The organism is Halomonas campaniensis (assembly GCF_002211105.1).
Taxonomy (GTDB): domain Bacteria; phylum Pseudomonadota; class Gammaproteobacteria; order Pseudomonadales; family Halomonadaceae; genus Vreelandella; species Vreelandella campaniensis_A.
Map to the genome: position 1 here is coordinate 44591 of NZ_JPUA01000037.1, position 22959 is coordinate 67549.

Below are 22959 nucleotides of genomic sequence, written 5' to 3' on the forward strand. Positions count from 1 at the left end.
AATATAAAGAAAGCTACGCGGTGGCAATGAAGGTTGGATTACTCCTTGCGGGCATAACGATCGGCGCCTTCTACAAAGAGGCGCAGATCCTCCAGCGCTTTCTCAGTGGTGACCGACGCCTGGGGGCGCGCCGTCTCAATACGCGCCATGGAAACAGCGGTATCGTCGAGGACGGTCAGGGCGGACTCGATGCGCGCTGAGAGCTTATTCAGGCTATGTTCGGTCTCCACGAGCAGATCAAGGCGTCGTACCAGGGCGGCCCGCTCCTCATCGCTTAACCGTTTGCCCTCCCGCTCCAGCCGACTTCTCACGTAGTTGCCATCCACACTCACCACGCCACGTGCTTGTGACGCCATGGTTGTCAATGTATCAACCGCGCCAAAGCACACTTGAGTGACCAGCCCTTGCGAACGTTCGAAGGCCAGCTCGCCAGTGTGGAACCGCTCACCCAGCACGTCCATCACGTGACGGTAGCGGCTGTAGAGCCGGTCGGAGAGGATCGCTAGATCAGGGCGCTGGACGTCGAGTAGGCGCTGCTTGGCCCGGCACATGGCCAATACCAAATCGTTGGCTCCCTCGGGTGGTCTTGCGGGATCGAGCACCAGGACGCCCGCTTCAAAGGCATTGCGTTCCTCTTGAGCACGGCGACGCTGTGCTTCAGCCTCTCTTTGGGCCTCATGGCGACGCTGGCGACGGCGGGCCAGCCAGCCGCGTAGCGTTCGCTCGGCGGGGAGTGCCATAGGAATGGCGACAAGGCCTGTAAGCCAACCAAACAGGCTAGGGCTGAACCCACCCCACAGGGATGTCAGCCACAGCAGCATGCTGATGGAGGGGACTACCAGGCAATAGCGGGCGATCACCTGGAGGCGACTGGGCGCCATCACTGGAACCGCCAAGCCAGGATTGAACAGGCCGACCAGTAGCCAGGGCAGACAGGTCATAAACAGGCCATAGGAAAATCCCTGCAGGAATCCCAACATAGATACGGCTATCCTTCAGTCATGGAGCGCAAACAGAAGTGTAGAGTAACCGAGGTTGGGACGCTAAGCACCCGTTGTGCAACGGCAGGCCGCTGACTGTGAGCCGCTATTTCATCTTGCAGGTATTGAGACCGAAGAGCTTGTAGCGGGGCAGTAGTTAAATAACCCGGTGGCTAGGAGCAGCACAACCGATCCAGCCCCAGACGCCAATGGTGCCTGTTAGAGCCAGTACGATCAGTACAATGATGTTGCGGCTTCAAGTACCCATAGCGGGGCGTGCTTAAACCGTGACATTATCTGCGGCAATCTAGGCCGGTATAACTGGGATTTTCCACGTTACCGTTGCCGCGCTTTAGGGGTTTCATATTGTTAACACTTCTTCTCTGGATCATCCGTTTGTTGTTGCTCTTGATGGTAGTGGTGGCCTTGCTGCCATTAATACCCAGTGGTCAGTGGTGGATCAGGCTGTGGGATTTCCCACGCCTGCAGCTAACGAGCGCGCTGGTTTTGCCAGCGCTCCTTCTGGGCGTTCACGCTTGGCTTAAACGCCCACGAAAAGAGCACGCCGTGTGGGGAGTGGTCATTCTTCTGATAGCCGGATGGCACTTAACGCACATCCTGCCGTTCACATCCGTTTGGTCGACTGAGGTGCCCACCGCTGAGGTAGAGCCCGACGAAGGCCAGATAACGTTAAAAGTGCTGACGGCAAATGTTGATTACAAAAATGATCAGTATGCTGAGGTAGTGGCAATGGTTCAGCGGGAGGATCCCGATTTACTGTTGCTAATCGAAGTCAATAACGCCTGGGCCGAAGGCTTGGCGCCGCTAGACGAAGAGTACGCCCACCGAATAGGGGAGGTTCGCGATGAGGGTCTTGGGATAATGCTTTGGTCGCGGATTCCGCTGCTGGAGCAGGGAGTAGAATATTTAGTCTCAGACCGTAGACCCTCCATTTTTGCAACGATTGACGTACCAGACATCGGGCCAGTGCGCTTCGTTGGCGCCCATCCGGTTCCGCCAGGGCTGCAGGAACGAACTGTCAGCAACGAGGACGAACGACGGGACAGCCGAGAACGCGATGCAGAGCTCATGCTTATTGCTCGCCATGTGGAAAAAGACCCAGACAACCGTTGGATCGTCACCGGTGACTTTAATGACGTTGCGTGGTCTGACACCACCAAGCTTTTCGCTGACTTGAGTGATCTCAAAGATCCCCGCCGTGGTCGGCGATTGCTCAGCACCTACCATGCCGAATATCCATGGTGGCGATACCCGATTGACCACCTGTTCGTCTCTGACGGTTTCCATCTTATTGATATCGACAGAGTGAAGGTGCAAGGCTCTGACCACTTCGGTCTCTCTACTACGCTAACCGTTGGCCGCAAAGATCATGGGAAGCCTGAGGCTTCCGCAGAAGAAGAGCAGGAGGCTGAAGAAATGGTCGAGGAGGGAGCTGAAGACGCCGCTGAGCATGATGATGGTTAAGCGAAGACGCATAAATAAAGGCTCGATATTCTAAATTTTTTTGGATGTGTGTGGTTCTGTTGGTCAACAACGCTTTAAAAATTATGCCCATCTATCAGTGAGATAACTTCTACAGTTATTCAACAGAAACTCTACAGATTAATTGCCATATGTAACTGGATCGACTAACTTAGTTACACGGGTGCGCTAAAACTTTCCTAATGCTGGCTTACTCAATCGCTCCTGAACACAACTGACTGTGGCTCAGTTCACTTGGTGCGCTCCAATCTCAGCCCAGCCAATGTGGGTCAACCAGCAAGGAGGACATCGAATGTCGATATCATCAGAAAAGCAAATGCCCGAAGCAGTAGCGGCTTGGCGTGATCCTGAAATGGACTCGGTCAAAGGCACGGAGACCCCTAAAGATCCGAACAAAGGTTATATCGCTCTACTGGGCTGGAGCATCAACGCGATCAAGGCGGCGCAAAAGTTTGACCGCCGTTATATCGTTGTGGCTCCCGAGTGGGCAGCGGATTTCTGCACCGCCAATAACATTCCTTTCATTCCGTGGGACTTTATTCGTCTGAATGATCGCTCCATGGAAATTGCCGAACGGTTGAAGGAGGAGGGAGTCGATGTTGCCATCCCGCTGTTCGAAGAAACCGTTGAGTGGTCTGGCGCGATCAACTCTGTTCTCCTCGACAGCCCGCGCATGTTCGGGCAGTCCATTCTGTTCCGCGATAAGGCGTTGATGAAGCGCCGCGCGCAGCTGGGCGGTATCCGCGTAGGGATATTCGAAGAGGCGCACGAGAAAGAGGACATCGTCCGTTTTATGAAGCGCGTCAATCAGACGTTGCTGAAACTGGATGGTGATCCGGATGACCCGATTCACGTCAAAGCGTTCGACAAGGCCGGTTGTCTTGGCCACCGCATGATCCGCACAATAGAAGAGATCGATAACATCCCGGATGAAGAGTATCCACTGCTGATGGAAAGCCACTTGAGCGGCTGGGAGTTTGCCGTTGAAGCCTGGATACACGACGGGAAAATTCAGTTTTTGAACATTTCGGAATATGTGACGTTAGGTTACTCGGTATTTGTACCCGCAACCGCAGAACTCGAGAGCTGGCGCAATGCGATTACCAAGCAGATCGAGTTACTGATCAAAACCTTCGATATCCAGTTCGGCTTGATTCACCCCGAGTACTTCGTGACGGCTGACGGTGAAATGTACTTTGGCGAGGTTGCTTACCGCCCACCCGGCTTTAAAGCGTTTGAGTTGATTGAGAAGGCCTACGGATTTAACGCCTATCAGGCGTCAATGCTGGTGTTCGATCCGAAAAGCAGCAAAGAGGAGGTGGCTGCCTTCTTCCCCAAAGAAGTTGTCGATGCTAAGGGGTATGCAGGCTGCTTTGGCGTATATCCACGCCGTCGTGTGGTCAGTAAGCTGGAAATGCCCGAAGAAACGATTAATCACCCTTACTTCGAGTCACATGAACTGGTAGCACCCGCTGAAGAGACGGTGCCTGACCGGTCAGCCTTCGGAACACACTGGGGCCTGATCTTCTTCTTTGGTGACGACCCCATCAAAATGCGCGATCTGCTGAAAGCCCAAGAGGATCTGGACTTTTACGTCTAACCTTGGTTAATGCATTAAGCTGAACCATGGGCGCTTTTATCAGTATCAGGCGGTCTCAATACCCTGATGCTGGTAGCAGCGCCTTTTTTGGCTTTTTCATTTAAGTATTTCGCGACTACTCTACCTGCTCCAGCAAGACCGCCATGATATCGTCCATGGTGACAAAACCTAGCAGGTCGTTGTCTTCCAGTACCAAAATGCGCTTTACCCGGTGTTCGGTCATCATCGCTGCTACCTGCCGTACCGACAGGCTCTTGCCGACCGACAGCGCTGGTTTGGCGCAGGCGTCATAGACGTTAAGAAGGTCGATATCGCCTTCCTCTGCCACCACTGTTTTCAGAACATTGGTGTAGGTGATAAGCCCATAGGCATCGTTGGGATGCTGTTTGTCAACAACCAACGATTTTACGCTGTGCTTCTTCATCAAGCTTAGCGCTTCGCGAAGCTTAGCAAAGGGAGAAACGCAAGCCACATCGCTAACCATCACATCTTTGACCAGTTTCATCACTGAAGCTCCTCAAATATTCTCTTTCAAGTGTTGTTCAAATTTATGGAACTGGGATACATCAATGCCGCCGAGATGCTCTAACGGAAAGGTAAACACCAGCCCCTGAGAGTCGTTTTCCTGGGGCATCAGTTGCTGTTGGATGGCTTTTAGAATTTGCAGCGACAGGCTTTTTTCGAGCACCATCAGTAGAACGCTCTGGCTACCGTCGTAGGTAAGCCCGAAAAAGGTTTTCTTGGCGGTATTGCTTATGCCACGACCGGTCATCACCGTAATGCCTCCGGCGCCAAGATCACGGGCGGAATCGATGCATTCCTGTTCCTGATCTTCCGGAACAATGGCCACGAGAACGGAAAATTTCATGAGCGCACCTCTCTGCGATTTGTCCACCAATGCATCACAATGGCATAGGTCATAACGGTAACAATAGGGAAAATAGACGCGAAAGCAATCAGGCCGAAGCCGTCAATCAGGACGCTGCGGCCCTCAATATTGGCGGCTAAACCAATGCCCAGCGCGGTTACCAGCGGCACGGTGACCTCTGAGGTAGTGACACCCCCCAAGTCGTAAGCCAGGGCAACGATGTATTTAGGCGCTAGCGCGGTCAGGATGATCACTAGCGTGTAGCCACCCATGATGTAGTAGTGCATTGAGCCACCGACAATGATGCGGTGCACGCCAATGCTGATGCCAATGGCCACGCCAAGGGCAACCAGTAGTCGGATGACGTTACCATTAATCCGCCCTGCGGCAGCTTCTTCTGCTTGCTTGCCCACCGCCAGCAACGCCGGTTCGGCCATGGTGGTGGCAAACCCAATCATAAAGGCAAATAGATAAATAAAGCCGAAGCGTTCCAGCTCAATGAGTTGTTCGGCCATGCTGGTGCCGATCGGGAAAAGCCCCATTTTCAGGCCCACCACAAAGGCGTAGAGCCCAAAAATGACCAGCACAAAGCCAAACACTATTTTGCGAGGGTTAGAGAGTCCGCGCCGCAGCACAATGTATTGGAAAAATAGGATGGTCAGTATAATGGGCAGCACGTCTCGCACCATCTCCGCCAGCTCCAATAGCATCTTAAGCGCGCCGGAAATAGCGTTACCTTCATCCTTTTGAGTCAGTACCTGCACCTCGTCTGAGCCCTCGCCGCTGTAGACGATAATGCCGTAGAGCTGCACGGTGATCATCGGCACCATGACGGCCAATGCAACCAATCCAAAACCATCGGTCAACGGGTTTCGGCCGCGGATGGACGCGGCCAGGCCAATACCCAGGGCAGCAATCAGGGGAACCGTGACAATATTGGTGGTAACACCCCCTGAGTCATAGGCCAGGCCGATAATTTCTTCCGGGGCAAACCAGGTGACAATGACCACCGTGATATAGCCAATGATCATAAACCAGTGCAGAGGGTAGCCGATGATGATACGGAAAACCCCCAGCGCAATGACTATGCCGACGGAGGTGGCGACCAGCAAGCGGAGAGTAAGCGCATCGATTTTGCCCGCGCTAACATCCTGGGCCTGCTGAGCGACCGCAATGAGCGCCGGTTCGGCGACCACTGCAGAAAATCCCATCGCAAACCCAAACGTCAGCAGGATCGGCACCGAGCCTCTTTTGGCAAATTGATTGGACAAGCTTTTGCCGACCGGGAAAATGCTCAACTCAAGGCCCTGCAGAAACAGCGCAACGCCTACCGCCACGATTAACAAACCGACTGCCATGCTCAGCGTGTTTTCAGGCGTTTGTTGAAGTACGACCAATTGAAAAAACACCACGACCGCCACAATCGGCAACAAGTTTTTCAAGGCGTGTAGCAACGATTGACCGAAAGCGCGGACGTAGAACACTGAGTACCTCTCTGTTAAAGGTGAGCTGTGTGCTTGTGATCCACCAGGTGGCTAAACCATAGCATGTTACCGCCCGCTGAAGATGACTTGAGTCAGAGTTGATCAGATTCGGAGACTTCCCAATCTAAGCAACCAGCCACCCACCTAGATTGCGGGCGTTAATCTCGCACCTACGTGGTGCCTATCGTCAAGCGGTGGAGCCTTCGTAGTGAAAAATAAGGTTCGCTGACGCCTTGGCGTTATCGGCTAATGACTCCTATGTTGTTGGAACGACAGGGGAGGAATAATAATGGATGCACTAGCGAGGAAACTGGGTCTCAAGACGGATCCCACTATTTTTTTCACGTCCGCAGGGATCATGATCCTTTTTCTTGTGGTGCTACTGATTGCGCCGGATCGCATAGGGGCGGCCTTTGGTGCAGGGCGGGAGTGGATCGTTACCAACCTTGGCTGGTTCTTTATCTTAGGGGTGACGAGCTGGGTGGCCTTTCTGCTGTGGGCGGCGCTTAGCCGTTACGGAGCGATTCGTTTGGGTGGCAATGATGCAAAGCCAGCCTACGATAATATTTCCTGGTTCACCATGCTGTTTGCGGGGGGGATTGGCACGGTGTTGATGTTCTGGGGGGGTGGCGGAGCCTATTTCCCACTTTTCTAACCCACCCAGGCCGGATGTTGTGCCTTTCTCTGTGGAAGCCGCCGACGATGCCATGAGTTTTTCGATCTATCACCTGGGACTGCATACCTGGGCGATTTTCACGATGCCAGGGTTGGCGTTTGCGTACTTCATCTATCGCTACAACCTGCCGATGCGCTTTAGTTCAGTATTTTATCCGCTGCTAGGAGAGCGTATTTACGGGCCTCTTGGCAAATCCCTTGATGTCTTCGCGATACTGGGCACGCTGTTTGGGGTAGCTGTCTCTATCGGCTTGGGCACCCAACAGATCAACGCGGGGCTAACGGAACTGTTTGATATTCCAGATGCCGTTATCACCAAAGTAATCATCATCGCCATACTCACCTCTGTCGCCGTGGGGTCGATTGTCGCGGGTCTCGATTCAGGCGTGAAGCGCCTCTCTAATATCAATATTGCCATGGCCGTTGGCCTTTTGTTGTTTGTGCTCTTTACCGGTTCGACCGTTTTCCTTTTGCGTGCTGTAGTCGAAACCTTCGGCCTCTACATAACGAACCTGCTGCCGATGGCGTTCTGGAATGACACGCTTGCAAGCTATTCCAGAGAGGGCGGCGCCTGGGGGTGGCAGGGTAGCTGGACAGTCTTCTATTGGGCCTGGACGGTAACGTGGTCGCCATTTATCGGTATCTTTGTTGCGCGCATTTCACGTGGGCGTACCATTCGCGAATTCGTTCTTGGCGTGCTTTTCGCCCCCTCCATCTTCACGCTGGTCTGGTTCGCGATCTTTGGTTGGTCGGCAATGGAGATTGATGGGATTGGCGCTGATGCCCGAGAAGCACTGGGTGAGCAGGCTGGCCTTTTATCCGCCGCCGTAGATGAAAGCATTCCACTCGCTATGTTCGCTTTCTTTGAGAATTTCCCGGCCGCCACCTTAATCCAGGGGTTGGCCGTTGTGATCGTCGCCATCTTCTTTGCCACCTCATCCGACTCTGCATCCCTGGTCGTCGATATGCTATGCACCGGCAGCGCGGATCCCGGCCCATGGCACCAACGCGTGTTTTGGGGCGTCTCAGAGGGCATGCTGGCCGCGATGCTCATTGTGCTTGCAGGTGATGCCGGGCTTACCGCTTTGCAGGAGGTGATTACGGTAGTTGGCCTGCCGATGTTCATTTTAGTGTTTGCTATGATGTTCGCGTTGTACCGAGGCCTATCCCATGAGGATCTCAGCGAGGTGAGGGTGGGTGCCCCACCTAAGCGGAAAGAGTTGGCGCCAGATGAGTAAGTAAGGGAGCGCTTTTTAGCCTGCATTGTTGAAAACTCCCATTGCTATGTTCGATAGCGCACGGTGAGTGTTTGCTTTAAGGGCCATCCTACAGGTGAGCGAGGCAAAGGATATGCCTAAACAAGGACGTTGCGCTATGCGCTTCAGGGGACGCAGCGCCCCTTTCTCATCGTAAACCGATTGTTCGATAGTATCTCATTCTTCGTACTGCGCTTTGCCCTTGGCATTAGGGATCGTTACCTGGCGCTGCTCTCAACGAGTGGTTTCTATCCTCGGTTTGGCAGAAGTAAACTGGTAAAGGAGGACATATGCCGACATCTTCAGTTAGCCACGCTCGTCTTACCGACTTGAAGCAATTCGGAACTGACCCTGGGTCGTTGCATGCGGACACCTATGTACCGAAGAATTTCCCAAAGAACGGACCGCTAGTCGTTGTGCTACACGGCAGCACCCAATCGGCGGAGGGTTATAACCGCGGATCAGGTTGGTCTTCCCTCGCTGATGAATGCGGGATAGCGCTTCTATATCCGGAGCAAAGAAAAACCAATAACCCGCTTAGTAGCTTCAACTGGTTCAAGTCTGGCGACAGCCGCAGAGGCGATGGTGAACCACTCTCTATTCGTCAGATGATCGAGCAGGTCGTTGATGATCATGACATTGACCCCACTCGCATCTTCGTCACGGGGATGTCTTCGGGGGGCGCCATGACATCTGTGATGCTGGCCACCTATCCTGAAGTGTTTGCAGGCGGGGCCATCATCGCTGGATTACCCTATCGCAGCGCGGACAACCTGATAGAGGCGATGGTTCGTATGAAGGGATATGGTGGCCCATCGGATCACAGGCTCAACAAACTTGTACGCGAAGCCTCGACCTTTGACGGTCCTTGGCCAACAATATCGGTTTGGCATGGCGGTAGCGATTCGACCGTCGATAACGCCAATGCCGATTCCATTGTTCGGCAGTGGCAGCAGATCCATAAGGTTGAAGGGCCACCGACACGTGTAGAGGAGCTCGATGGTTTTCCCCGCCAGATCTGGTGCAACGCGGGTGGTCAGGAGGTGATTGAGGAGTACATCATCGAAGGAATGGGGCACGGCACGCCGATCATGGCCGGCGGAGAAGAAGGTCTCGGGGAAGCAGATAAATATATGCTGGAAGTAGGTATTTCTTCGACCCGGCATATAGCGCAATTTTGGGGCCTAACAGAGTAAAGAAGCGGTGGTCGTGCATGTACCATTACCACCGCTTTATAAGATTCCCACTGTGTTTGATCGTTACCTCCTAGAGTTCACACCAAATCCGCTCTTTAAAGTCTTCGTTGAGTTCCGATACCCTGCGTATACGGTTAAATGTTGCTTCTGTCATCTCGCCAGCGATTTGATGGTAGCAGGATGTCATCGATTCCGGCGTCAGCGGCCCGTTGAAGCCCAGCATGCAGTGTGTGATCTTGCTGTAGACAGGCGCCATGGTCGCAAGGAAGTCGATTTCATGGCGAAATGCGTCGTTAAGTGTTTCTAGCCAAATACATTGTAGCTTGGCTGCCGAACTGGACGTTTCAACCCAAGGTTGATACCAAAAAACAAGCAAGTCATTGTTATTAAATACGTTGGTATTGGCTGTATTAGGGGAAGCTTTTTGAAACACCGATGTTGTCATTGTCTGCCCTCCTCACGTGAGTAGAGAAGTATAGTATTCACCGCTTTTACTGAAAAATTTAATTGTTACTACGTTGATCGATATCAATGTTTTAATGCGAAATAATTATTAGCAATTATCCGGTAAGTATAATGGATGTTTGCTGTAATACGATTTATACCTCCGTTTTCAATAAGTTTTCTCTTTATCCTGGTAGGTGTGAAGAAGTTATTTTGAAATATTTACAGCTAATTTAGACTAAATAATAGAAGGTGAAAATTAGCATTTTTTAATTAGGATATGACAGTGAGCTTTATCTAGCTCTTTGCTCAGGATCAATGAGTTGCTTGTTTGGGAGACAGCATGGAACCCCCCACTGCCAATACCGGTGCGCCATCAGAAAGCTTGCCACAAGCAGTGCATGCCAGGCTTGCCGAGGATGTCCTTGCCGACTTGAAGACTTCACCATCTGGGCTGAGCGTAGATGAAGCGGCAAGGCGCTTGGAGAAGTATGGGCTTAACCAGTTGCCGGCAGTTGCTGGCCGGCATCCGCTGCTGCGCTTCTTCGCGCATTTTCATAACGCACTGATCTATTTCCTGTTGGCGGCTGCCGTCGCTGCTTCTTTGCTGGGGCATTTTGTGGATGCGTCGGTCATTGTTGCAGTGGTTTTGGTTAACGCCGTGGTCGGCTTTGTACAGGAAGGCAAGGCAGAGAAAGCACTCAATGCAATCGGTAACCTTATCGCACCACACGCCCACCTGATTAGGGAAGGGAAACATGTGGAAGTGCCCGTCGATGAGATTGTTTTGGGTGACATTGTTTCGTTGGAGGCAGGAGATCGCGTGCCTGCAGACCTGCGTCTGATTCGTGCCAGCTCATTGCAAATCGAGGAAGCTATCTTGACCGGCGAGTCGGTGGTGGCAGAGAAGCGGGTGACACCAGCGCCAAAGGAGGCCGCGTTAGGCGACTGCCACTCTATGGCTTATTCGGGCACGCTGGTAGCCACTGGGCAGGCGACAGGGGTTGTGGTGGCCACCGGGAGTGATACTGAGATCGGGCGAATCAGCACGTTGCTGCGCGATGTTCAACCACTCACCACGCCGCTGCTGCTGCAGATCAATCGCTTCGGCACGCAGTTCACCTGGGTTACGTTGGCTGTCACGGTCGTACTATTTGCCTTCGCAGTATTGGTTCGCGGCCACGTCTGGTCGGAGGCGCTCTTAGCGGTGGTGGCCTTGGCCGTCGCGGCGATACCAGAAGGCCTGCCAGCAGTCATTACCATCACCCTGGCTATCGGCGTTCAGCGTATGGCACGTCGCAACGCCGCTATTCGTCAGCTTCCTGCGGTGGAAACGCTGGGAGCTACGTCGGTTATATGCTCCGACAAGACCGGCACGCTAACACGCAACGAGATGACCGTACGCCGGCTGGAAGCCTGCAGTGGCCGAATAATGGTGTCCGGGGCTGGTTATGTACCGGAAGGGCGACTGACAGCGGAGACGGTGGGGAACGTCGAGGATACCCGGCCGGCGGATATCGACAGCCTGATCCTGGCCGGGCTGCTGTGTAACGATGCCCAGTTAAACCATACCGCCGGAGAGTGGCATGTGATTGGCGACCCCATGGAAGGGGCGCTGGTGGTGTTGGCTATGCAAGCTGGCCTGGAACCCGAGTCTACCCGGCATGAGTGGCCCCGCCTTGATGAGATTCCTTTCGATGCCAAACATCGCTTTATGGTCACGCTCAACGGCCATGCATCGGAGGGAACTCGGATCTTTGTCAAAGGTGCCCCAGACGAACTGCTGCAACGATGCTCACTTCAAGAGACTGATGAGGGGAGTGTGCCGCTGGAAATGGATGCCTGGACGGCACGCATCGCAGAGGCAGCTGCCCAGGGCGAACGGGTGCTCGGTTTAGCGACTAAGCGGGTGTCGTCCGGCACCAACAAACTCACGTTTACTGACCTCGATGACGAGCTGATTTTTGTTGGCTTAATCGGCTTTATCGACCCGCCGCGGGAGGAGGCAATGGCCGCCATTAAAGAGTGCCATTCCGCCGGCATTAAGGTGAAAATGATTACCGGCGATCACGCCACGACGGCAGCGGCGATTGCTCGCCAGTTAGGGCTTGATGACGACCCGCACGTACTAACCGGGCGTGAGCTCGACGACATTGCCGATAGTGATCTACCTGGCATCGTTAGCGAGACCAGTGTTTTTGCCCGTACCAACCCCGAACATAAACTGCGTATTGTTCGAGCACTGCAATCGACCGGTGCCATCGTGGCAATGACCGGTGATGGCGTTAATGATGCGCCCTCGTTGAAGCAGGCAAATGTCGGTGTTGGTATGGGACATAAAGGCACCGATGCGGCAAAAGAAGCGTCGCAGATGGTTCTGCTCGACGATAACTTCGCCTCTATTGTAGCTGCAGTGAATGAAGGCCGAGTGGTCTACGATAATATTCGCAAGGTGACGGCTTGGACGTTACCAACCAATGGGGGCCAAGTGCTGGCTGTCATTGCCGCGATTCTGTTTAATTTCGCTATGCCGATGTCCGCCGTCCAGATCCTGTGGATCAATCTCATTACGGCGGTCACTCTCGGCTTGTCGCTGGCATTTGAGAAGGCTGAGCCCAATGTCATGCAGCGTCGGCCAAGGCCTCCAGGGCAGGGGCTGTTGACCCCCTTCCTGGTATGGCGCATCGTGTTTGTGTCGTTTTTGTTCCTGATAGCAGCACTGGGGATGTTCTTCTACTCGCTTGGCCGAGGAGATGAGCTTCCCTTGAGTCGCACGTTAGTGGTTAACACCATCGTGGTGCTTCAAGTGTTCTATCTTTTCAATGTGCGCTACCTGCATATGACTTCGTTTAACTGGCGTGGCGTGTTGGGAACCCCCGCTGTGTTGATAGCGGTAACGTTGGTCTTCATTGCTCAGCTTGCTTTCACATATCTGCCAATCATGCATCACCTGTTCGATACTCGGCCGCTGGGGATTACCGATGGGATGTTAATCATCACTATCGGCGTCGCCATGATGATAGTGCTGGAAGTTGAGAAGGTAGTGTTGCGCCTAGGCAACACCCCAACCAACAACAACGTCTAAGGCCTACACGTTGCGCGCCTTGGTGAGTAGCTCACTCAGCTGCTGCTGTGAAAGCCGCGTATTGGCCATGTAATAAATAATGTCACCATCTTGCAGTGGTCGATCAGTGGCTGGGTTAAGCATGCTGCCTTCGCTGTCATCGCTACTGTTGGCAAGACCGAGCACGGTGGCGTTGCAAACCTTTTTCGCTTGCATAAATAAGTCGCCAAAGGTGGCACCGGCAGGCGGTTGCATTAATCGGGTTTGGTATTGGGTTGCGCCACGATCAACGGCGAGTAGTTCGTTGACGACCCGTGATATACCCGCATCGGAAGCTGAACGAACTAGCATTTCCAGCGCTAGAGCCTGGGTGCATTCAATGCCTGGCAAGGTACGCCGCAACATGGCTGCTGTATCGGGATTGGCGCAGTGGGCGACGATATGTGCGTTTTTTGCTTTAAGGCTGTAGGCACTCAGCGCGACAGTGGCAACTCGCTCATCGCTCGTGTCGTAAATGATAATGCGGCTGGCTCTCTCAACCCCGGCCCGCTTGAGAAGCTCTGCATTGGAGAAACTCTCTCCCTTAATAAATTTTAAATCTGCCGGGCGTGGGTTGCTCATCTCTTTAGTAACGCAGAGCACGACTTCATCCGGTAGGCCTTTATCAGCTTTGAGAATGTCTAAAATGCGCTCAGTGGTTTCCCCGTGCCAGCCAATGACGAGCGTGTGGCCGGATAGATGGCTAAAATCGCCTTTTCCTTGCATCTGTAATCTCCAAAAATTTGAAAGGCTGACCGTGGCTTTGCCGATTAAGGCAGCAAATAGTGAAATGCCGCCTGGGATAAGATAAAGCGTGGCTATCCACTTTCCAGCTACGGTTGTCGGACTGAAATCACCGAACCCTACGGTGCTGGAGACAACCACATAAAAGTAGATCCAATCGGTAGGGGAGTCAGCTATCGCTTCACCGACTAGCGAAAAAAGCACCCATGTAGTCCCCATGTGCGCCAGCACAATAAGTAGAAGGAATGTCCACGAAATTTGTAGCGTAGATGCTTTAAGTACGCGAATGAGTTGCTGAATAACAGGCATAGCGGTCTCTTGCGGTGGCGATGTACCCGCCTAGTTTTTCTAGGCATGGGCGTTGATGATGTGGTGCTCATGCTCAATAGTGAGCTGTCTCAGCGGAACAATGCGTGCCTGATAACCTACTGTGAGGTTCTTTCAATCCAAACCGACGGAGTTATTAAAAGCCAGCTTTATTCACTTGGGTGCCGCGAATGCAGTCGCCGTAGACCATGTTATCGCCAGCTTCCTCTGCAAGCTGACGGCAGTCTGCGGTTCTGGAGGAGGTGGGGCCTGAACTACAGCCTGCAATTATAAAGATAATCAGGCAAAGGGCGATGAGTGCTTTCATTGGTAACTCCTTGTCAGCAAATGATCCTTCTGGCATTTAACCGCATAGGTATCGTATGTGTCGATAATCTATGACGGAACATCCTGCCAAGCGTGCATGTCATAGCTTTGGTTTTGTCATCAATAGGGTTCTCTTTTTTGTAGGTAGGATAAGCATATGGATCGTGTATTTGCATGGGATCACCACCACAGTCAGATCGTTTACCGTATTCCAGGTCATCGGCATGCAGATGGCCGAGAAGATAGCGATCTCTCTCCCGTATGGCTACCCGCGGAGGAGTCAGACTTACCCGAAGGGGTGACGGTTGAAGATTTGCGCAAAGTATCCGTTAAGGATTAGCCGGTAAAGATCTGATCTGTTGAGCGGTTGCTCTCGTACTACAGAACGTCTTCAAGCAGGGCATGGTGAGGCACATAAAATAAATTGTGTTTGGCTAGCGATCGGCTAATATGCAGATGCTAGCCCACCCTCTCTGGATATGCCGCCATGTTAAAAGGTTTAATCGTCTGTTTTGCGGTGCTATTTGCGCAACTGGCGGTACTGCATGTAATTGATGCTCGCCTCTATAATTCTTCCCAAAATGTGCGACAAACAGCAGTGACCACCGTTACACCACATAAAGATGAAAAAGAAGGCGAAGAAGAAGCCCAAAGTTAAGCAACGGGTATCTTAATACAGGCTTTAAAGGCGTTCTGCTAAACTGACTATCTAGACACCCTAGCAGTGTTGAACTCTGCTAGGGTTATTTGTATTTAAAGCATTTCAGCCAACCAGGCATTGAAAGCTGTCCAAGAGCGTTCATCGGCGCGTTCATGGTAGGCATCGCTGCCGAATACGCTGAAGGCGTGGGGGGCGCCTGAATAGATACCTACCTCATAGGTAACACCTGCGGTTTCTAACTCTTCAGCCAGGGTCGCGACGTCCTCTAAGCTCACCGCAGTGTCGGCACCGCCGTGGGCAATAAAGATAGGAGCGGTTTCACCTGCGTAAGTTTGGCCATCGGGGGTGGTTAGTCCGCCGTGAAAACTGGAGTACGCAGCTATATTATCTGCTTCACCGGAACGGGCGATTTCTAGTGCTACCGCACCGCCAAAGCAGTATCCCATAATGACCGTTTGCTCAGCAGCGCCTTGCTCTCTAGCCTGGGCTAAACCTCCAAGGGTTAGCGCGCGCATTCTTTCTCTATCCTGGTAGAGTCGATTGGTCGCGGCGCGCTTATCCTCGACTGCTTGAGGGCGGTTGCCTTCGCCAAAAAGATCCACGGCAAATACGTCATAACCTTCATCGGCCAGCATATCGGCACGCTGGCGCTCATAATCATCCAGCCCATCCCAGTCATGAACGATTAGTACACTACCCTTGGCGTTGTCAGCCGCGGAGACAAAATAGCCTTGAAAATCTTCATCATTCACGCGATAGGCGATATCCTTTCCGGCAGGTGAGAAGGCCATGGCGGGGAATGACAACGCTAAAAGTGGCAGAGCGGTGGTGGTAAGTAGAATTTTTTTCATCGTTATGGTGTCCAAAGAAATATTCACCAAGCATAGACAATGCTTGGTGAACTGTTTCAACGTTGAATAATCATTGGTGGCGAGGTCTTTGTGAAACAGACAAGGGCTTGCGTCTGGAACTCGGTAACGGCATCCTTGTCAGTTGTTGGAAATACCATTAGGGAGCATGAACACATGGCTTACAACGATTTACGTACGGCACGTCCTCAGTCGAGTGGCGCTGCTAACAGTGTTAGCACTAACAAGGTGTTGCGTAATACCTACGCGCTCTTGGCAATGACGCTGCTGTTCTCAGCAGTCACCGCGGGCGCTGCTGTTGCTCTCGGCATCCAACAAATGAACATTTTTGTGTTCTTGATTGGTGCCTACGGCTTAATGTTCCTGGTACATAAAACCGCAAACTCTGCGGCTGGTTTATTGGCAACCTTTGCCTTTACCGGCTTTATGGGCTTTACGCTCGGGCCGATTCTATCTGCCTACCTGACCTTGCCGAACGGCGGCGCGTTGATTATGAATGCGCTGGCGATGACAGGTCTGACCTTTGTTGGTCTTTCTGCAATCGCGCTAACGACTAAGAAAGACTTTAGCTTCTTGAGCAACTTCTTGATGGCAGGTGCCATCGTATTGATACTGGCCATGGTGGCCGGAATCTTCTTTCAAATTCCTGCGCTTTCACTGATGGTATCAGCTGGTTTCGTGCTGTTTGCTTCTGCAGCCATTTTGTACCAAACCAGTGAAATTATTCACCGCGCTGGCGAAACGAATTACATTCTCGCCACAGTGACGCTCTATGTATCCATCTACAATCTGTTTGTCAGCCTGTTGTCGATTTTGGGTATCATGAGCAACGATTGATCTAGGCAAGCGATAGACGATATGACAGGCCCTATTGCAGGGCCTGTTTTTTTTAGGGTAACCGTTACCAGGTATTATGATCATGCAGTACGGCTTATTGGTGATGGGAGCGCCGTATAGCAGTCCAGCACCTCACTCTGCATTGCGCTTTGCCCATGCCTTACTATCGCGCGGGCATCAAATTACGGGTGTGTTTTTCTATCATGATGGCGTCCATAATGCTTCATCGCTGATGGCGCCACCCCAGGATGAGCTTAATCTGCGAGAAGCCTGGGCTGAACTGAATCAGCAACATGCAGTTCAACTGGATGTCTGTATTGCCGCAGCGCTGCGGCGCGGGCTGATGAGCGAGTCAGAAGCGCAACGGCATGGCAAGCAGTCCTACAATGTAGCGCCGCCTTTTGAATTGACCGGCCTGGGACAATTGCTTGAGCTACAGCAGCGCGCTGATCGCCTGATAACCTTTGCTTAAAGGAGTGCCAATGGCGCCACCTGATGCACTTTTAGTGGTAATTCGCCACGCACCCCACGGTTCAAACTGGTTACGTGAAGGGCTGGATGCCGCCTTGGTTGCTGCTGCTTTTGGACAGCCCGTGCAGTTGTTGTTTATGGGGCAGGGCATAATGGCTCTGTTGAAAGAGCAGAGCAGTGGCGCGCCGGGCCAGAAAGCCACGCTACCAACCATCGATATGTTGGAAATGTACGATATTGACAAGCTTTGGGTAGCGGAAGGGGGGCTACAAAGCATGAACCTTTCAGCTGATTCCCTGGTAGAGGGTGCCACTCTGATCGCAGATAAGGAAGTCCCGGGGCTTTTGCACCAACACACCAAGATACTTAACTTTTAGGGACTTGTGAGCGCACCATGATCCTACATATCCTCACCAAAGCGCCTGATAGCAGTGCTGCCACACAAATGCAGCAAGCGATAGGGGAGCATGATACCGTGCTGCTGATCGAAGAAGCGGCTACTGCAGCACTGGATACCTCCTGGGCAGCATGGCAACAGTGTCAGTCGCGCATTTTCCTGCTTTCAGAAGACCTGACCTCCCGTGGACTCGCCGGCATCGCTGCCAACAATGAGCTGCCCACGCTAGAGATGCAGGGCTTTGTAGCACTCACTGAGCAGTATGAAAAGACAGTTACCTGGTACTAAGCATGTCTGAGCCAAAAATATACCGTTATCTTGATGCGCAACAAAGATATCCGCTAGATCCGGAAGGGTATCTGGTTAATCAGTCAGATTGGGACGAAGCTGTTGCTCATTTAATGGCTGAAGAAGAGGGCATAACACTTACCACGGAACACTGGGAACTCATCGAGGTGGTGAGGGCATTTTATCAGCGTTACGAAATGGCGCCGGCGATGCGACCGCTTGTGAAAGCCACCAAAAATGCACTGGGCGAAGAGAAAGGACGCTCGATTTACCTGATGCAGCTTTTCCCCGGCAGCCCGGCGAAACGAATTGCCCGCCTTGCCGGTTTACCGAAACCTACCAACTGCCTATAACCAGCGTGAATGCCCCGTGGGCTTTCCAACCCTAAGCTACATCACCACGTGTACAGACCGATAAAACAACGGCATCTTCCGTACTGGTGGATACCAGGGCGTGGCCCATATCGCTATCAAAATAGATACTGTCACCTTCGGCAAGCACTAGCGGGGCGTAAAACTCGGTGTAAAGCATAATATCGCCGTGCAGCACCATCAAAAACTCTTCGCCATCATGGCGTACCCACTGGTGATATTCGTCAAAGCTGCGTGCCCGCACGATAGTTTTGAAGGGAATCATCCGTTTTTGGGCCAGTTGATGACCCAATAATTCGTGCTCATAGGTGGGCGTGGGGTGCAGTTGCCCTTTCCCTTTGCGGGTAAGATCCCGCCGCCCCATGGTATAACGCTCCCGCTTGGGGGGCGTCAGCAATTGAGGCAGGTCGATGTTGAGCCCGGTGGTGAGTTTCTGCACCACGCTAAAGGTGGGTGAGACTTGATCGTTCTCGATTTTAGAGAGCGTCGAGCGGGCAAGACCGGTGCGCTGGCTAACCTCCTCTAACGTCCACTGATTAGCGAGACGAATTTGCTTGAGCCGCTCCCCTAAACGCAATGGTTCAACAAAGGGTTTGCTTCCCGATGCAATACGCAGCGCGGCATGCTCTTCAGTCGTAGCGGTCATAGGTCGTCACATTGGCTGCGTGGTCTAACGGTGCGTTTCTAAAGGCGCGTGTAAACAGTCATGATATCACAGCACAGAAGAGGCTAAGAACGCTCTACAGACCTTAGAGCACCGTCGAATTTAAGGCACCTCAGAAAACGGCAGGCCCAGAAGCGCTTTTATGTGCGCCTCCACGCCACTGGCCAGTGACTTTGGGTTATAGCCACCTTCAAGCACCGATACAATGCGGTTATCAGCGTATAGGGTGGCGATCTCCATGGCGAGATGGGTAATCCAATAGAAGTCTTCATCCTCTAAACAGATATCGCCCATGGGGTCATCACGGTGGGCGTCAAAGCCGGCAGAAATTAGTACGAGATCGGGTTTGAACGCGTGCAGGGCAGGCAGCCAGTGATTTTCAATAATGCGCCGAAACTCAGGGCCATCGGTGCCCACTTCCAACGGTGTATTGACAACGTTTTGCCACTCGCTGCGTAAATAACGCCAGGGGTAAAACGGATACTGGAAGCTGGTGCAAATGAGCACCTCGGGATCATTTTTAAAGATATCAATGGTGCCATTGCACTGGTGCACGTCAAAATCCAGTATGGCGATACGCTTGGCGCCATACTTGGCTCGCGCATGGGCCGCCCCCACGGCGATATTATTATAAAAACAGAACCCCATGGCATCGCTGGCTTCCGCGTGGTGGCCTGGTGGCCTAACCGCACAAAAGACGTTATCCGCCTGACGCTTAAATACCTGATCCACCCCGCGGATAACAGCGCCTGCTGCAACTCGTGCGGCTTGTAGGCTGTCAGGATTCATCATGGTATCGCTGTCTAACGTAACGATGCCTTCGGTGGGCAAACACTTATCCAGGGAGCGCAAGTGGCGCAAGGGGTGTACTCTGGCAAGTGCCTCTTCGCAGGCTTCCTTGGCATCGGCCTGCATGGTTTGCTGTAATAACCCAGCAAGCGATAGGCGAGCGCGAATGGCCTCCAGACGCTGGGGGCTTTCAGGATGCTCCGGCCCCATATGATGCAATGAGCAGTCTGGGTGGGTAAGGTAGGCGGTAATCATTCCAACGCTCCATTATTATTGATGCCACCTTAATCGCCTTGAGGGCTTGGGCGACAGTGTCAATAAGTCGTACAGCCGCGATTCATGTCAGGGGAGACGCATTGTGAGCACGCGCTTTTTACACCATTTTTTCGAACCTCGCACACTAGCGGTGTTTGGCGCCTCTGAAAAGCCCGCGTCGTTGGGCGGTTTAGTGCTGAGTAACATTCAGGAGGGCGGCTTTAAAGGCCCGCTCTGGGCGGTCAACCTTAAAGGCTACTCCCAGGTCTTCGGCGTACCCTGCGTAAGCCGCGTAAGCGAGCTACCTGAAGTACCCGACTTGGCCGTGGTCTGCACGCCTATTGAAGGTGTTCCTAGCCTGATTAAAAAGCTTGGGCAGTACGGTGTCAAAGCGGCCCTGGTACTCTCGGGCGGTGCTTACCTGGATCGGGATAAAGGCAATAAGGGTTCGATTCGCGAACGCATGTTGAGTGCAGCACGCGTCTCGGGCATTCGTATCTTGGGCCCAGAGTGCATGGGGTTGATTGTACCGGGCAAAAAACTGAACGCCTCTTACGCCAGTCAGCCGGTGAAAGCGGGCCGCGTCGCCTACCTGGGCCAGTCCGGGATGCTCGCCAATGCGATGATCGATTGGGCCGCCGGGCGTGATGTGGGTTTTTCCCATCTGATTACGGTTGGTGACAGCGTCGACGTACTGCTGCCCGATCTGATTGACTACGTTAATCAATTTTCCCCCGCCCAGGCCATTATGCTGCACCTTGAGCGGATCAACGACGCCCAGCACTTTATGACCGCCGTGCGTGATGCCTCCCGTAATCGCCTGGTGCTGGCGATAAAAAGCGGCCGCACCCCAGAGTCAGATATTTCCGGCATGGCGCCCACACCGGGGATTGCCAACCGCGATGTGGTGTTTGATGCCGCTTTTGCACGCGCAGGGGTGGTGCGGGTAGATGACTCCGATGAACTGCTCGATGCGCTGGAAACCCTATCGCGCATGAAGCCCCTGAAGGGTGACCGCTTGGCGATCGTTTCTAACGGCCTGGGGCCTGCCATGCTGGCCATCGATAAGCTGATCAGTGCTGGCGGTAAGCTAGCCGAATTTAGCGCCGAAACCCAGGCAGCGCTTCACCGCAGCGAGGTTGATATGAGCAAGCCAGGCGAGAACCCGGTCGACGTGGGGGGCAACGCCTCGCCCGAGCGGTTTGTTCAAGCCCTGGAGATTGTCGCTGCAGACGCCAACGTGGATGCAGTCCTCGTGGTACATGCGCCTACCCGGATGGCGCCATCGCTGGTGACTGCCCAGGCGCTGATCGATAACCGCAAGAAGTTTCGCCGCAACCTGCTCACCAGTTGGATGGGCTTAAAAGAGGCGCTCAATGCCCGCCATATCTGCAATTTAGCCGGAATTCCAACCTATATTTCACCCGAAAAAGCCGTTAAGGCGTTTATGCATATGGTGATTTATCAGCGCGTTCAAGCGCTGCTACAGGAGATCCCGCCAAGCCTGCCGTTTTCCACCAGCCCCGAAATACGCGCCCAGTGCCGTACGCTGATCAAGCAGGCAAAAGAGCAGGGCAGGCAAACCTTAACCCACTCTGAAACGGCCCAAGTGCTTGAGGCCTATGGTATACCCACGGCCCCCAGCGTCTATTTAACCAATCCCGACGAAGCGCTTGCTCGCGCTGGGGAAATTCCTGGCACCAAGGCGCTGAAAGTAGTTCATGAGGGCAATTGCCGACCCTATCGCTACCGTAAGCACCCGCATAAAATTTCAGCAGGCTTGCTACAGGATTTGGACACGCCCGAGCAGGTAGCAGAAGGGGTTCGCCAGCTAGGTGAAAAAGTCGCTGAGAAATTTCCTGAATACGCGATTCGCGAGTACTGTTTGCAGCCGATGCAGCGCGGCAAGCACTCGATGCAGATTTGCGCGGGTATTACCCGTGACCCGGTCTTTGGCCCGCTGATCGTCTTTGGTATCGGTGGTTATAAAGTCAACGTGCTGGCTGACCGCCAAGTGGCGCTGCCACCGCTCAATATGAGCCTGGCCGCCGACGTGGTGGGTAGAACCCACGCTGCTTCGTTAATTCGTGAACACTCCGCTGACCCAGAGCGAGATATTCAGCACCTGTGCCAAATGCTGGTCAAACTCTCGCAAATGGCCTCCGATCTTAGCGATCTGCGCGGGCTGGAAGTGAATCCGTTGCTGCTCAATCGTGACGGCATGGTCGCTGTCGATTTCGCCATGGATCTTGGCACGCCATCGCGCTTTGCGATCATGCCATACCCTGAAGAGCTGCGTGAATGGGTGACGCTGAAGAACGGTTGGCAGGTGGAGGTCAGGCCCATTCGTGCCGAAGACGCCCATTTGATTACTACCTTCCATCGCCAGCTCTCGGAAGAGAGTATTCGTTTCCGCTATTTCCACAATAAATCCAACCTAACCCAGCGCGACCTGTCGATCCTGTCGCATATCAATTACGACCGTCAGATGGCGTTTATTGCCGAGTATTTAGGCGACGATGGCAGTAAAGAGATGCTTGGCGTGGTACGGGTTTGGAACGATCCGGACAATATACGTACCGAATTCTCGGTCATTATTCGCGATGATTTGCAGGGGCTGGGGATTGGCAGCCTGCTGATGAAGAAGATGATCGATTACTGCACTAACATTGGCACCCTGGAGATGATCGGCAAAATCATGGTCGATAACCATCCAATGCGGGCGCTAATGAAGCACTTGGGCTTTAAATGCCGCTATAACATGGAAGAGCAGGTGATTGATGCCGTGTTACGCCTCAACGAACCCGAAAGCGAGTGGCAACGTCACCGCCTTGAGAGCATGCCGGACTGAGCCTTTTAATTGCGTTACCT

Annotated in this window: 24 protein-coding genes and 1 pseudogene; 14 read left to right on the plus strand and 11 right to left on the minus strand. The window is 53.1% G+C overall.

The genetic code is table 11. The annotated features are described in order from the left end of the window. Positions 1 to 38 precede the first annotated feature (38 nt). On the minus strand, positions 39 to 980 hold the full coding sequence (locus JI62_RS17525) for a cobyrinic acid a,c-diamide synthase (protein WP_088701413.1): 942 nt from the start codon (positions 978 to 980) through the stop codon (positions 39 to 41). A gap of 366 nt (positions 981 to 1346) precedes the next feature. Between JI62_RS17525 and JI62_RS17530 the strand changes: the two genes are divergently transcribed. Both JI62_RS17530 and JI62_RS17535 read left to right on the plus strand, forming a co-directional pair. Next, positions 1347 to 2465 (plus strand): endonuclease/exonuclease/phosphatase family protein, encoded by a 1119-nt coding sequence (locus JI62_RS17530; protein WP_088701414.1) that lies wholly within the window; start codon positions 1347 to 1349, stop codon positions 2463 to 2465. A 310-nt stretch (positions 2466 to 2775) separates the two neighbouring features. Beyond that, on the plus strand, positions 2776 to 4083 hold the full coding sequence (locus JI62_RS17535; protein ID WP_088701415.1) for an ATP-grasp domain-containing protein: 1308 nt from the start codon (positions 2776 to 2778) through the stop codon (positions 4081 to 4083). A gap of 115 nt (positions 4084 to 4198) precedes the next feature. Here JI62_RS17535 and JI62_RS17540 read toward each other — a convergent pair whose 3' ends face one another. From JI62_RS17540 to JI62_RS23155, 3 genes are read right to left on the minus strand one after another with little or no spacing between them, the layout of a single operon-like run. Beyond that, complete coding sequence (locus tag JI62_RS17540) at positions 4199 to 4588, minus strand: CBS domain-containing protein (RefSeq protein WP_088701416.1); 390 nt, start codon at positions 4586 to 4588, stop codon at positions 4199 to 4201. A 12-nt stretch (positions 4589 to 4600) separates the two neighbouring features. After that, a complete protein-coding gene (locus JI62_RS17545; RefSeq protein WP_088701417.1) occupies positions 4601 to 4951 on the minus strand; it encodes a transcriptional regulator in 351 nt (116 codons plus the stop codon). Continuing rightward, a complete protein-coding gene (locus JI62_RS23155; RefSeq protein ID WP_088701418.1) occupies positions 4948 to 6435 on the minus strand; it encodes a DUF1538 domain-containing protein in 1488 nt (495 codons plus the stop codon). The genes JI62_RS17545 and JI62_RS23155 overlap by 4 nt, the downstream gene beginning before the upstream one ends. 358 nt (positions 6436 to 6793) lie before the next feature. On the opposite strand from JI62_RS23155, the gene JI62_RS23095 reads away from it, so the two are divergent. The 3 genes from JI62_RS23095 (at position 6794) to JI62_RS17560 (ending at position 9562) form a co-directional block, all read left to right on the plus strand. Continuing rightward, a complete protein-coding gene (locus JI62_RS23095) occupies positions 6794 to 7090 on the plus strand; it encodes a BCCT family transporter (RefSeq protein WP_276206577.1) in 297 nt (98 codons plus the stop codon). Positions 7091 to 7109: 19 nt separating this feature from the next. Further along, complete coding sequence (locus JI62_RS17555) at positions 7110 to 8348, plus strand: BCCT family transporter (RefSeq protein ID WP_276206578.1); 1239 nt, start codon at positions 7110 to 7112, stop codon at positions 8346 to 8348. A gap of 308 nt (positions 8349 to 8656) precedes the next feature. After that, on the plus strand, positions 8657 to 9562 hold the full coding sequence (locus JI62_RS17560; protein ID WP_088701419.1) for an extracellular catalytic domain type 1 short-chain-length polyhydroxyalkanoate depolymerase: 906 nt from the start codon (positions 8657 to 8659) through the stop codon (positions 9560 to 9562). 70 nt (positions 9563 to 9632) lie between these two features. On the opposite strand, the gene JI62_RS17565 is transcribed toward JI62_RS17560, so the two are convergent. After that, on the minus strand, positions 9633 to 10007 hold the full coding sequence (locus tag JI62_RS17565) for a hypothetical protein (protein ID WP_088701420.1): 375 nt from the start codon (positions 10005 to 10007) through the stop codon (positions 9633 to 9635). 342 nt (positions 10008 to 10349) lie between these two features. On the opposite strand from JI62_RS17565, the gene JI62_RS17570 reads away from it, so the two are divergent. Next, complete coding sequence (locus JI62_RS17570) at positions 10350 to 13091, plus strand: HAD-IC family P-type ATPase (RefSeq protein WP_088701421.1); 2742 nt, start codon at positions 10350 to 10352, stop codon at positions 13089 to 13091. A 3-nt stretch (positions 13092 to 13094) separates the two neighbouring features. Here the strand turns inward: JI62_RS17570 and JI62_RS17575 are convergent, their stop codons facing one another. The 3 genes and pseudogenes from JI62_RS17575 to JI62_RS22670 all read right to left on the minus strand — a co-directional run bounded on the left by JI62_RS17575 (position 13095) and on the right by JI62_RS22670 (position 14487). Beyond that, entirely contained in the window at positions 13095 to 13835 is a 741-nt protein-coding gene (locus JI62_RS17575) for an NAD-binding protein (RefSeq protein WP_240513304.1), read from the minus strand. 42 nt (positions 13836 to 13877) lie between these two features. Further along, positions 13878 to 14162, minus strand: a pseudogene (locus tag JI62_RS22975) (ion channel); the annotation flags it as partial. Between the two features lie 154 nt (positions 14163 to 14316). Next, a complete protein-coding gene (locus JI62_RS22670) occupies positions 14317 to 14487 on the minus strand; it encodes a hypothetical protein (protein ID WP_170938590.1) in 171 nt (56 codons plus the stop codon). Positions 14488 to 14643: 156 nt separating this feature from the next. Between JI62_RS22670 and JI62_RS17580 the strand changes: the two genes are divergently transcribed. Together JI62_RS17580 and JI62_RS22675 are read left to right on the plus strand one after the other, a co-directional pair. Beyond that, on the plus strand, positions 14644 to 14826 hold the full coding sequence (locus JI62_RS17580) for a hypothetical protein (protein ID WP_088701423.1): 183 nt from the start codon (positions 14644 to 14646) through the stop codon (positions 14824 to 14826). Positions 14827 to 14973: 147 nt separating this feature from the next. Continuing rightward, positions 14974 to 15144 carry a hypothetical protein gene (locus tag JI62_RS22675; protein ID WP_170938591.1) on the plus strand — a complete coding sequence of 57 codons (171 nt, stop codon included), beginning with the start codon at positions 14974 to 14976 and terminating at the stop codon, positions 15142 to 15144. A gap of 95 nt (positions 15145 to 15239) precedes the next feature. Here the strand turns inward: JI62_RS22675 and JI62_RS17585 are convergent, their stop codons facing one another. Next, entirely contained in the window at positions 15240 to 15998 is a 759-nt protein-coding gene (locus JI62_RS17585) for a dienelactone hydrolase family protein (RefSeq protein WP_088701424.1), read from the minus strand. A 174-nt stretch (positions 15999 to 16172) separates the two neighbouring features. Between JI62_RS17585 and JI62_RS17590 the strand changes: the two genes are divergently transcribed. The 5 genes from JI62_RS17590 to JI62_RS17610 all read left to right on the plus strand — a co-directional run bounded on the left by JI62_RS17590 (position 16173) and on the right by JI62_RS17610 (position 18362). Continuing rightward, positions 16173 to 16853, plus strand: a complete 681-nt coding sequence (locus tag JI62_RS17590; protein ID WP_088701425.1) for a Bax inhibitor-1/YccA family protein — start codon at positions 16173 to 16175, stop codon at positions 16851 to 16853. 82 nt (positions 16854 to 16935) lie between these two features. Further along, entirely contained in the window at positions 16936 to 17325 is a 390-nt protein-coding gene (gene tusD, locus JI62_RS17595; RefSeq protein WP_088701426.1) for a sulfurtransferase complex subunit TusD, read from the plus strand. Between the two features lie 10 nt (positions 17326 to 17335). Then, complete coding sequence (gene tusC / locus JI62_RS17600; protein ID WP_088701427.1) at positions 17336 to 17701, plus strand: sulfurtransferase complex subunit TusC; 366 nt, start codon at positions 17336 to 17338, stop codon at positions 17699 to 17701. A 17-nt stretch (positions 17702 to 17718) separates the two neighbouring features. Continuing rightward, a complete protein-coding gene (gene tusB, locus JI62_RS17605) occupies positions 17719 to 18009 on the plus strand; it encodes a sulfurtransferase complex subunit TusB (protein WP_088701428.1) in 291 nt (96 codons plus the stop codon). A 2-nt stretch (positions 18010 to 18011) separates the two neighbouring features. Continuing rightward, entirely contained in the window at positions 18012 to 18362 is a 351-nt protein-coding gene (locus JI62_RS17610; RefSeq protein ID WP_088701429.1) for a TusE/DsrC/DsvC family sulfur relay protein, read from the plus strand. A gap of 31 nt (positions 18363 to 18393) precedes the next feature. On the opposite strand, the gene JI62_RS17615 is transcribed toward JI62_RS17610, so the two are convergent. Together JI62_RS17615 and JI62_RS17620 are read right to left on the minus strand one after the other, a co-directional pair. Beyond that, positions 18394 to 19026: a helix-turn-helix domain-containing protein gene (locus tag JI62_RS17615; RefSeq protein ID WP_088701430.1), complete on the minus strand. Its 633-nt coding sequence runs from the start codon at positions 19024 to 19026 to the stop codon at positions 18394 to 18396. A gap of 120 nt (positions 19027 to 19146) precedes the next feature. Next, positions 19147 to 20088, minus strand: a complete 942-nt coding sequence (locus JI62_RS17620) for a histone deacetylase family protein (protein WP_088701431.1) — start codon at positions 20086 to 20088, stop codon at positions 19147 to 19149. A gap of 103 nt (positions 20089 to 20191) precedes the next feature. Here JI62_RS17620 and JI62_RS17625 point away from each other — a divergent pair, with 103 nt between their 5' ends. Beyond that, a complete protein-coding gene (locus JI62_RS17625; RefSeq protein ID WP_088701432.1) occupies positions 20192 to 22939 on the plus strand; it encodes a bifunctional acetate--CoA ligase family protein/GNAT family N-acetyltransferase in 2748 nt (915 codons plus the stop codon). The last annotated feature ends 20 nt before the right edge of the window (positions 22940 to 22959 follow it).

Excerpts from the sequence above, each read along its gene's own strand:
- JI62_RS17525 (WP_088701413.1), bottom strand. The coding sequence starts at position 980 with ATGTTGGGATTCCTGCAGGGATTTTCCTATGGCCTGTTTATGACCTGT.
- JI62_RS17535 (WP_088701415.1), top strand. The coding sequence starts at position 2,776 with ATGTCGATATCATCAGAAAAGCAAATGCCCGAAGCAGTAGCGGCTTGG.
- JI62_RS17540 (WP_088701416.1), bottom strand. The coding sequence starts at position 4,588 with ATGAAACTGGTCAAAGATGTGATGGTTAGCGATGTGGCTTGCGTTTCT.
- JI62_RS17545 (WP_088701417.1), bottom strand. The coding sequence starts at position 4,951 with ATGAAATTTTCCGTTCTCGTGGCCATTGTTCCGGAAGATCAGGAACAG.
- JI62_RS23095 (WP_276206577.1), top strand. The coding sequence starts at position 6,794 with ATGATCCTTTTTCTTGTGGTGCTACTGATTGCGCCGGATCGCATAGGG.
- JI62_RS17560 (WP_088701419.1), top strand. The coding sequence starts at position 8,657 with ATGCCGACATCTTCAGTTAGCCACGCTCGTCTTACCGACTTGAAGCAA.
- JI62_RS17565 (WP_088701420.1), bottom strand. The coding sequence starts at position 10,007 with ATGACAACATCGGTGTTTCAAAAAGCTTCCCCTAATACAGCCAATACC.
- JI62_RS17570 (WP_088701421.1), top strand. The coding sequence starts at position 10,350 with ATGGAACCCCCCACTGCCAATACCGGTGCGCCATCAGAAAGCTTGCCA.
- JI62_RS17575 (WP_240513304.1), bottom strand. The coding sequence starts at position 13,835 with ATGCAAGGAAAAGGCGATTTTAGCCATCTATCCGGCCACACGCTCGTC.
- JI62_RS22670 (WP_170938590.1), bottom strand. The coding sequence starts at position 14,487 with ATGAAAGCACTCATCGCCCTTTGCCTGATTATCTTTATAATTGCAGGC.
- JI62_RS17580 (WP_088701423.1), top strand. The coding sequence starts at position 14,644 with ATGGATCGTGTATTTGCATGGGATCACCACCACAGTCAGATCGTTTAC.
- JI62_RS22675 (WP_170938591.1), top strand. The coding sequence starts at position 14,974 with ATGTTAAAAGGTTTAATCGTCTGTTTTGCGGTGCTATTTGCGCAACTG.
- JI62_RS17585 (WP_088701424.1), bottom strand. The coding sequence starts at position 15,998 with ATGAAAAAAATTCTACTTACCACCACCGCTCTGCCACTTTTAGCGTTG.
- JI62_RS17590 (WP_088701425.1), top strand. The coding sequence starts at position 16,173 with ATGGCTTACAACGATTTACGTACGGCACGTCCTCAGTCGAGTGGCGCT.
- tusD (WP_088701426.1), top strand. The coding sequence starts at position 16,936 with ATGCAGTACGGCTTATTGGTGATGGGAGCGCCGTATAGCAGTCCAGCA.
- tusC (WP_088701427.1), top strand. The coding sequence starts at position 17,336 with ATGGCGCCACCTGATGCACTTTTAGTGGTAATTCGCCACGCACCCCAC.
- tusB (WP_088701428.1), top strand. The coding sequence starts at position 17,719 with ATGATCCTACATATCCTCACCAAAGCGCCTGATAGCAGTGCTGCCACA.
- JI62_RS17610 (WP_088701429.1), top strand. The coding sequence starts at position 18,012 with ATGTCTGAGCCAAAAATATACCGTTATCTTGATGCGCAACAAAGATAT.
- JI62_RS17615 (WP_088701430.1), bottom strand. The coding sequence starts at position 19,026 with ATGACCGCTACGACTGAAGAGCATGCCGCGCTGCGTATTGCATCGGGA.
- JI62_RS17620 (WP_088701431.1), bottom strand. The coding sequence starts at position 20,088 with ATGATTACCGCCTACCTTACCCACCCAGACTGCTCATTGCATCATATG.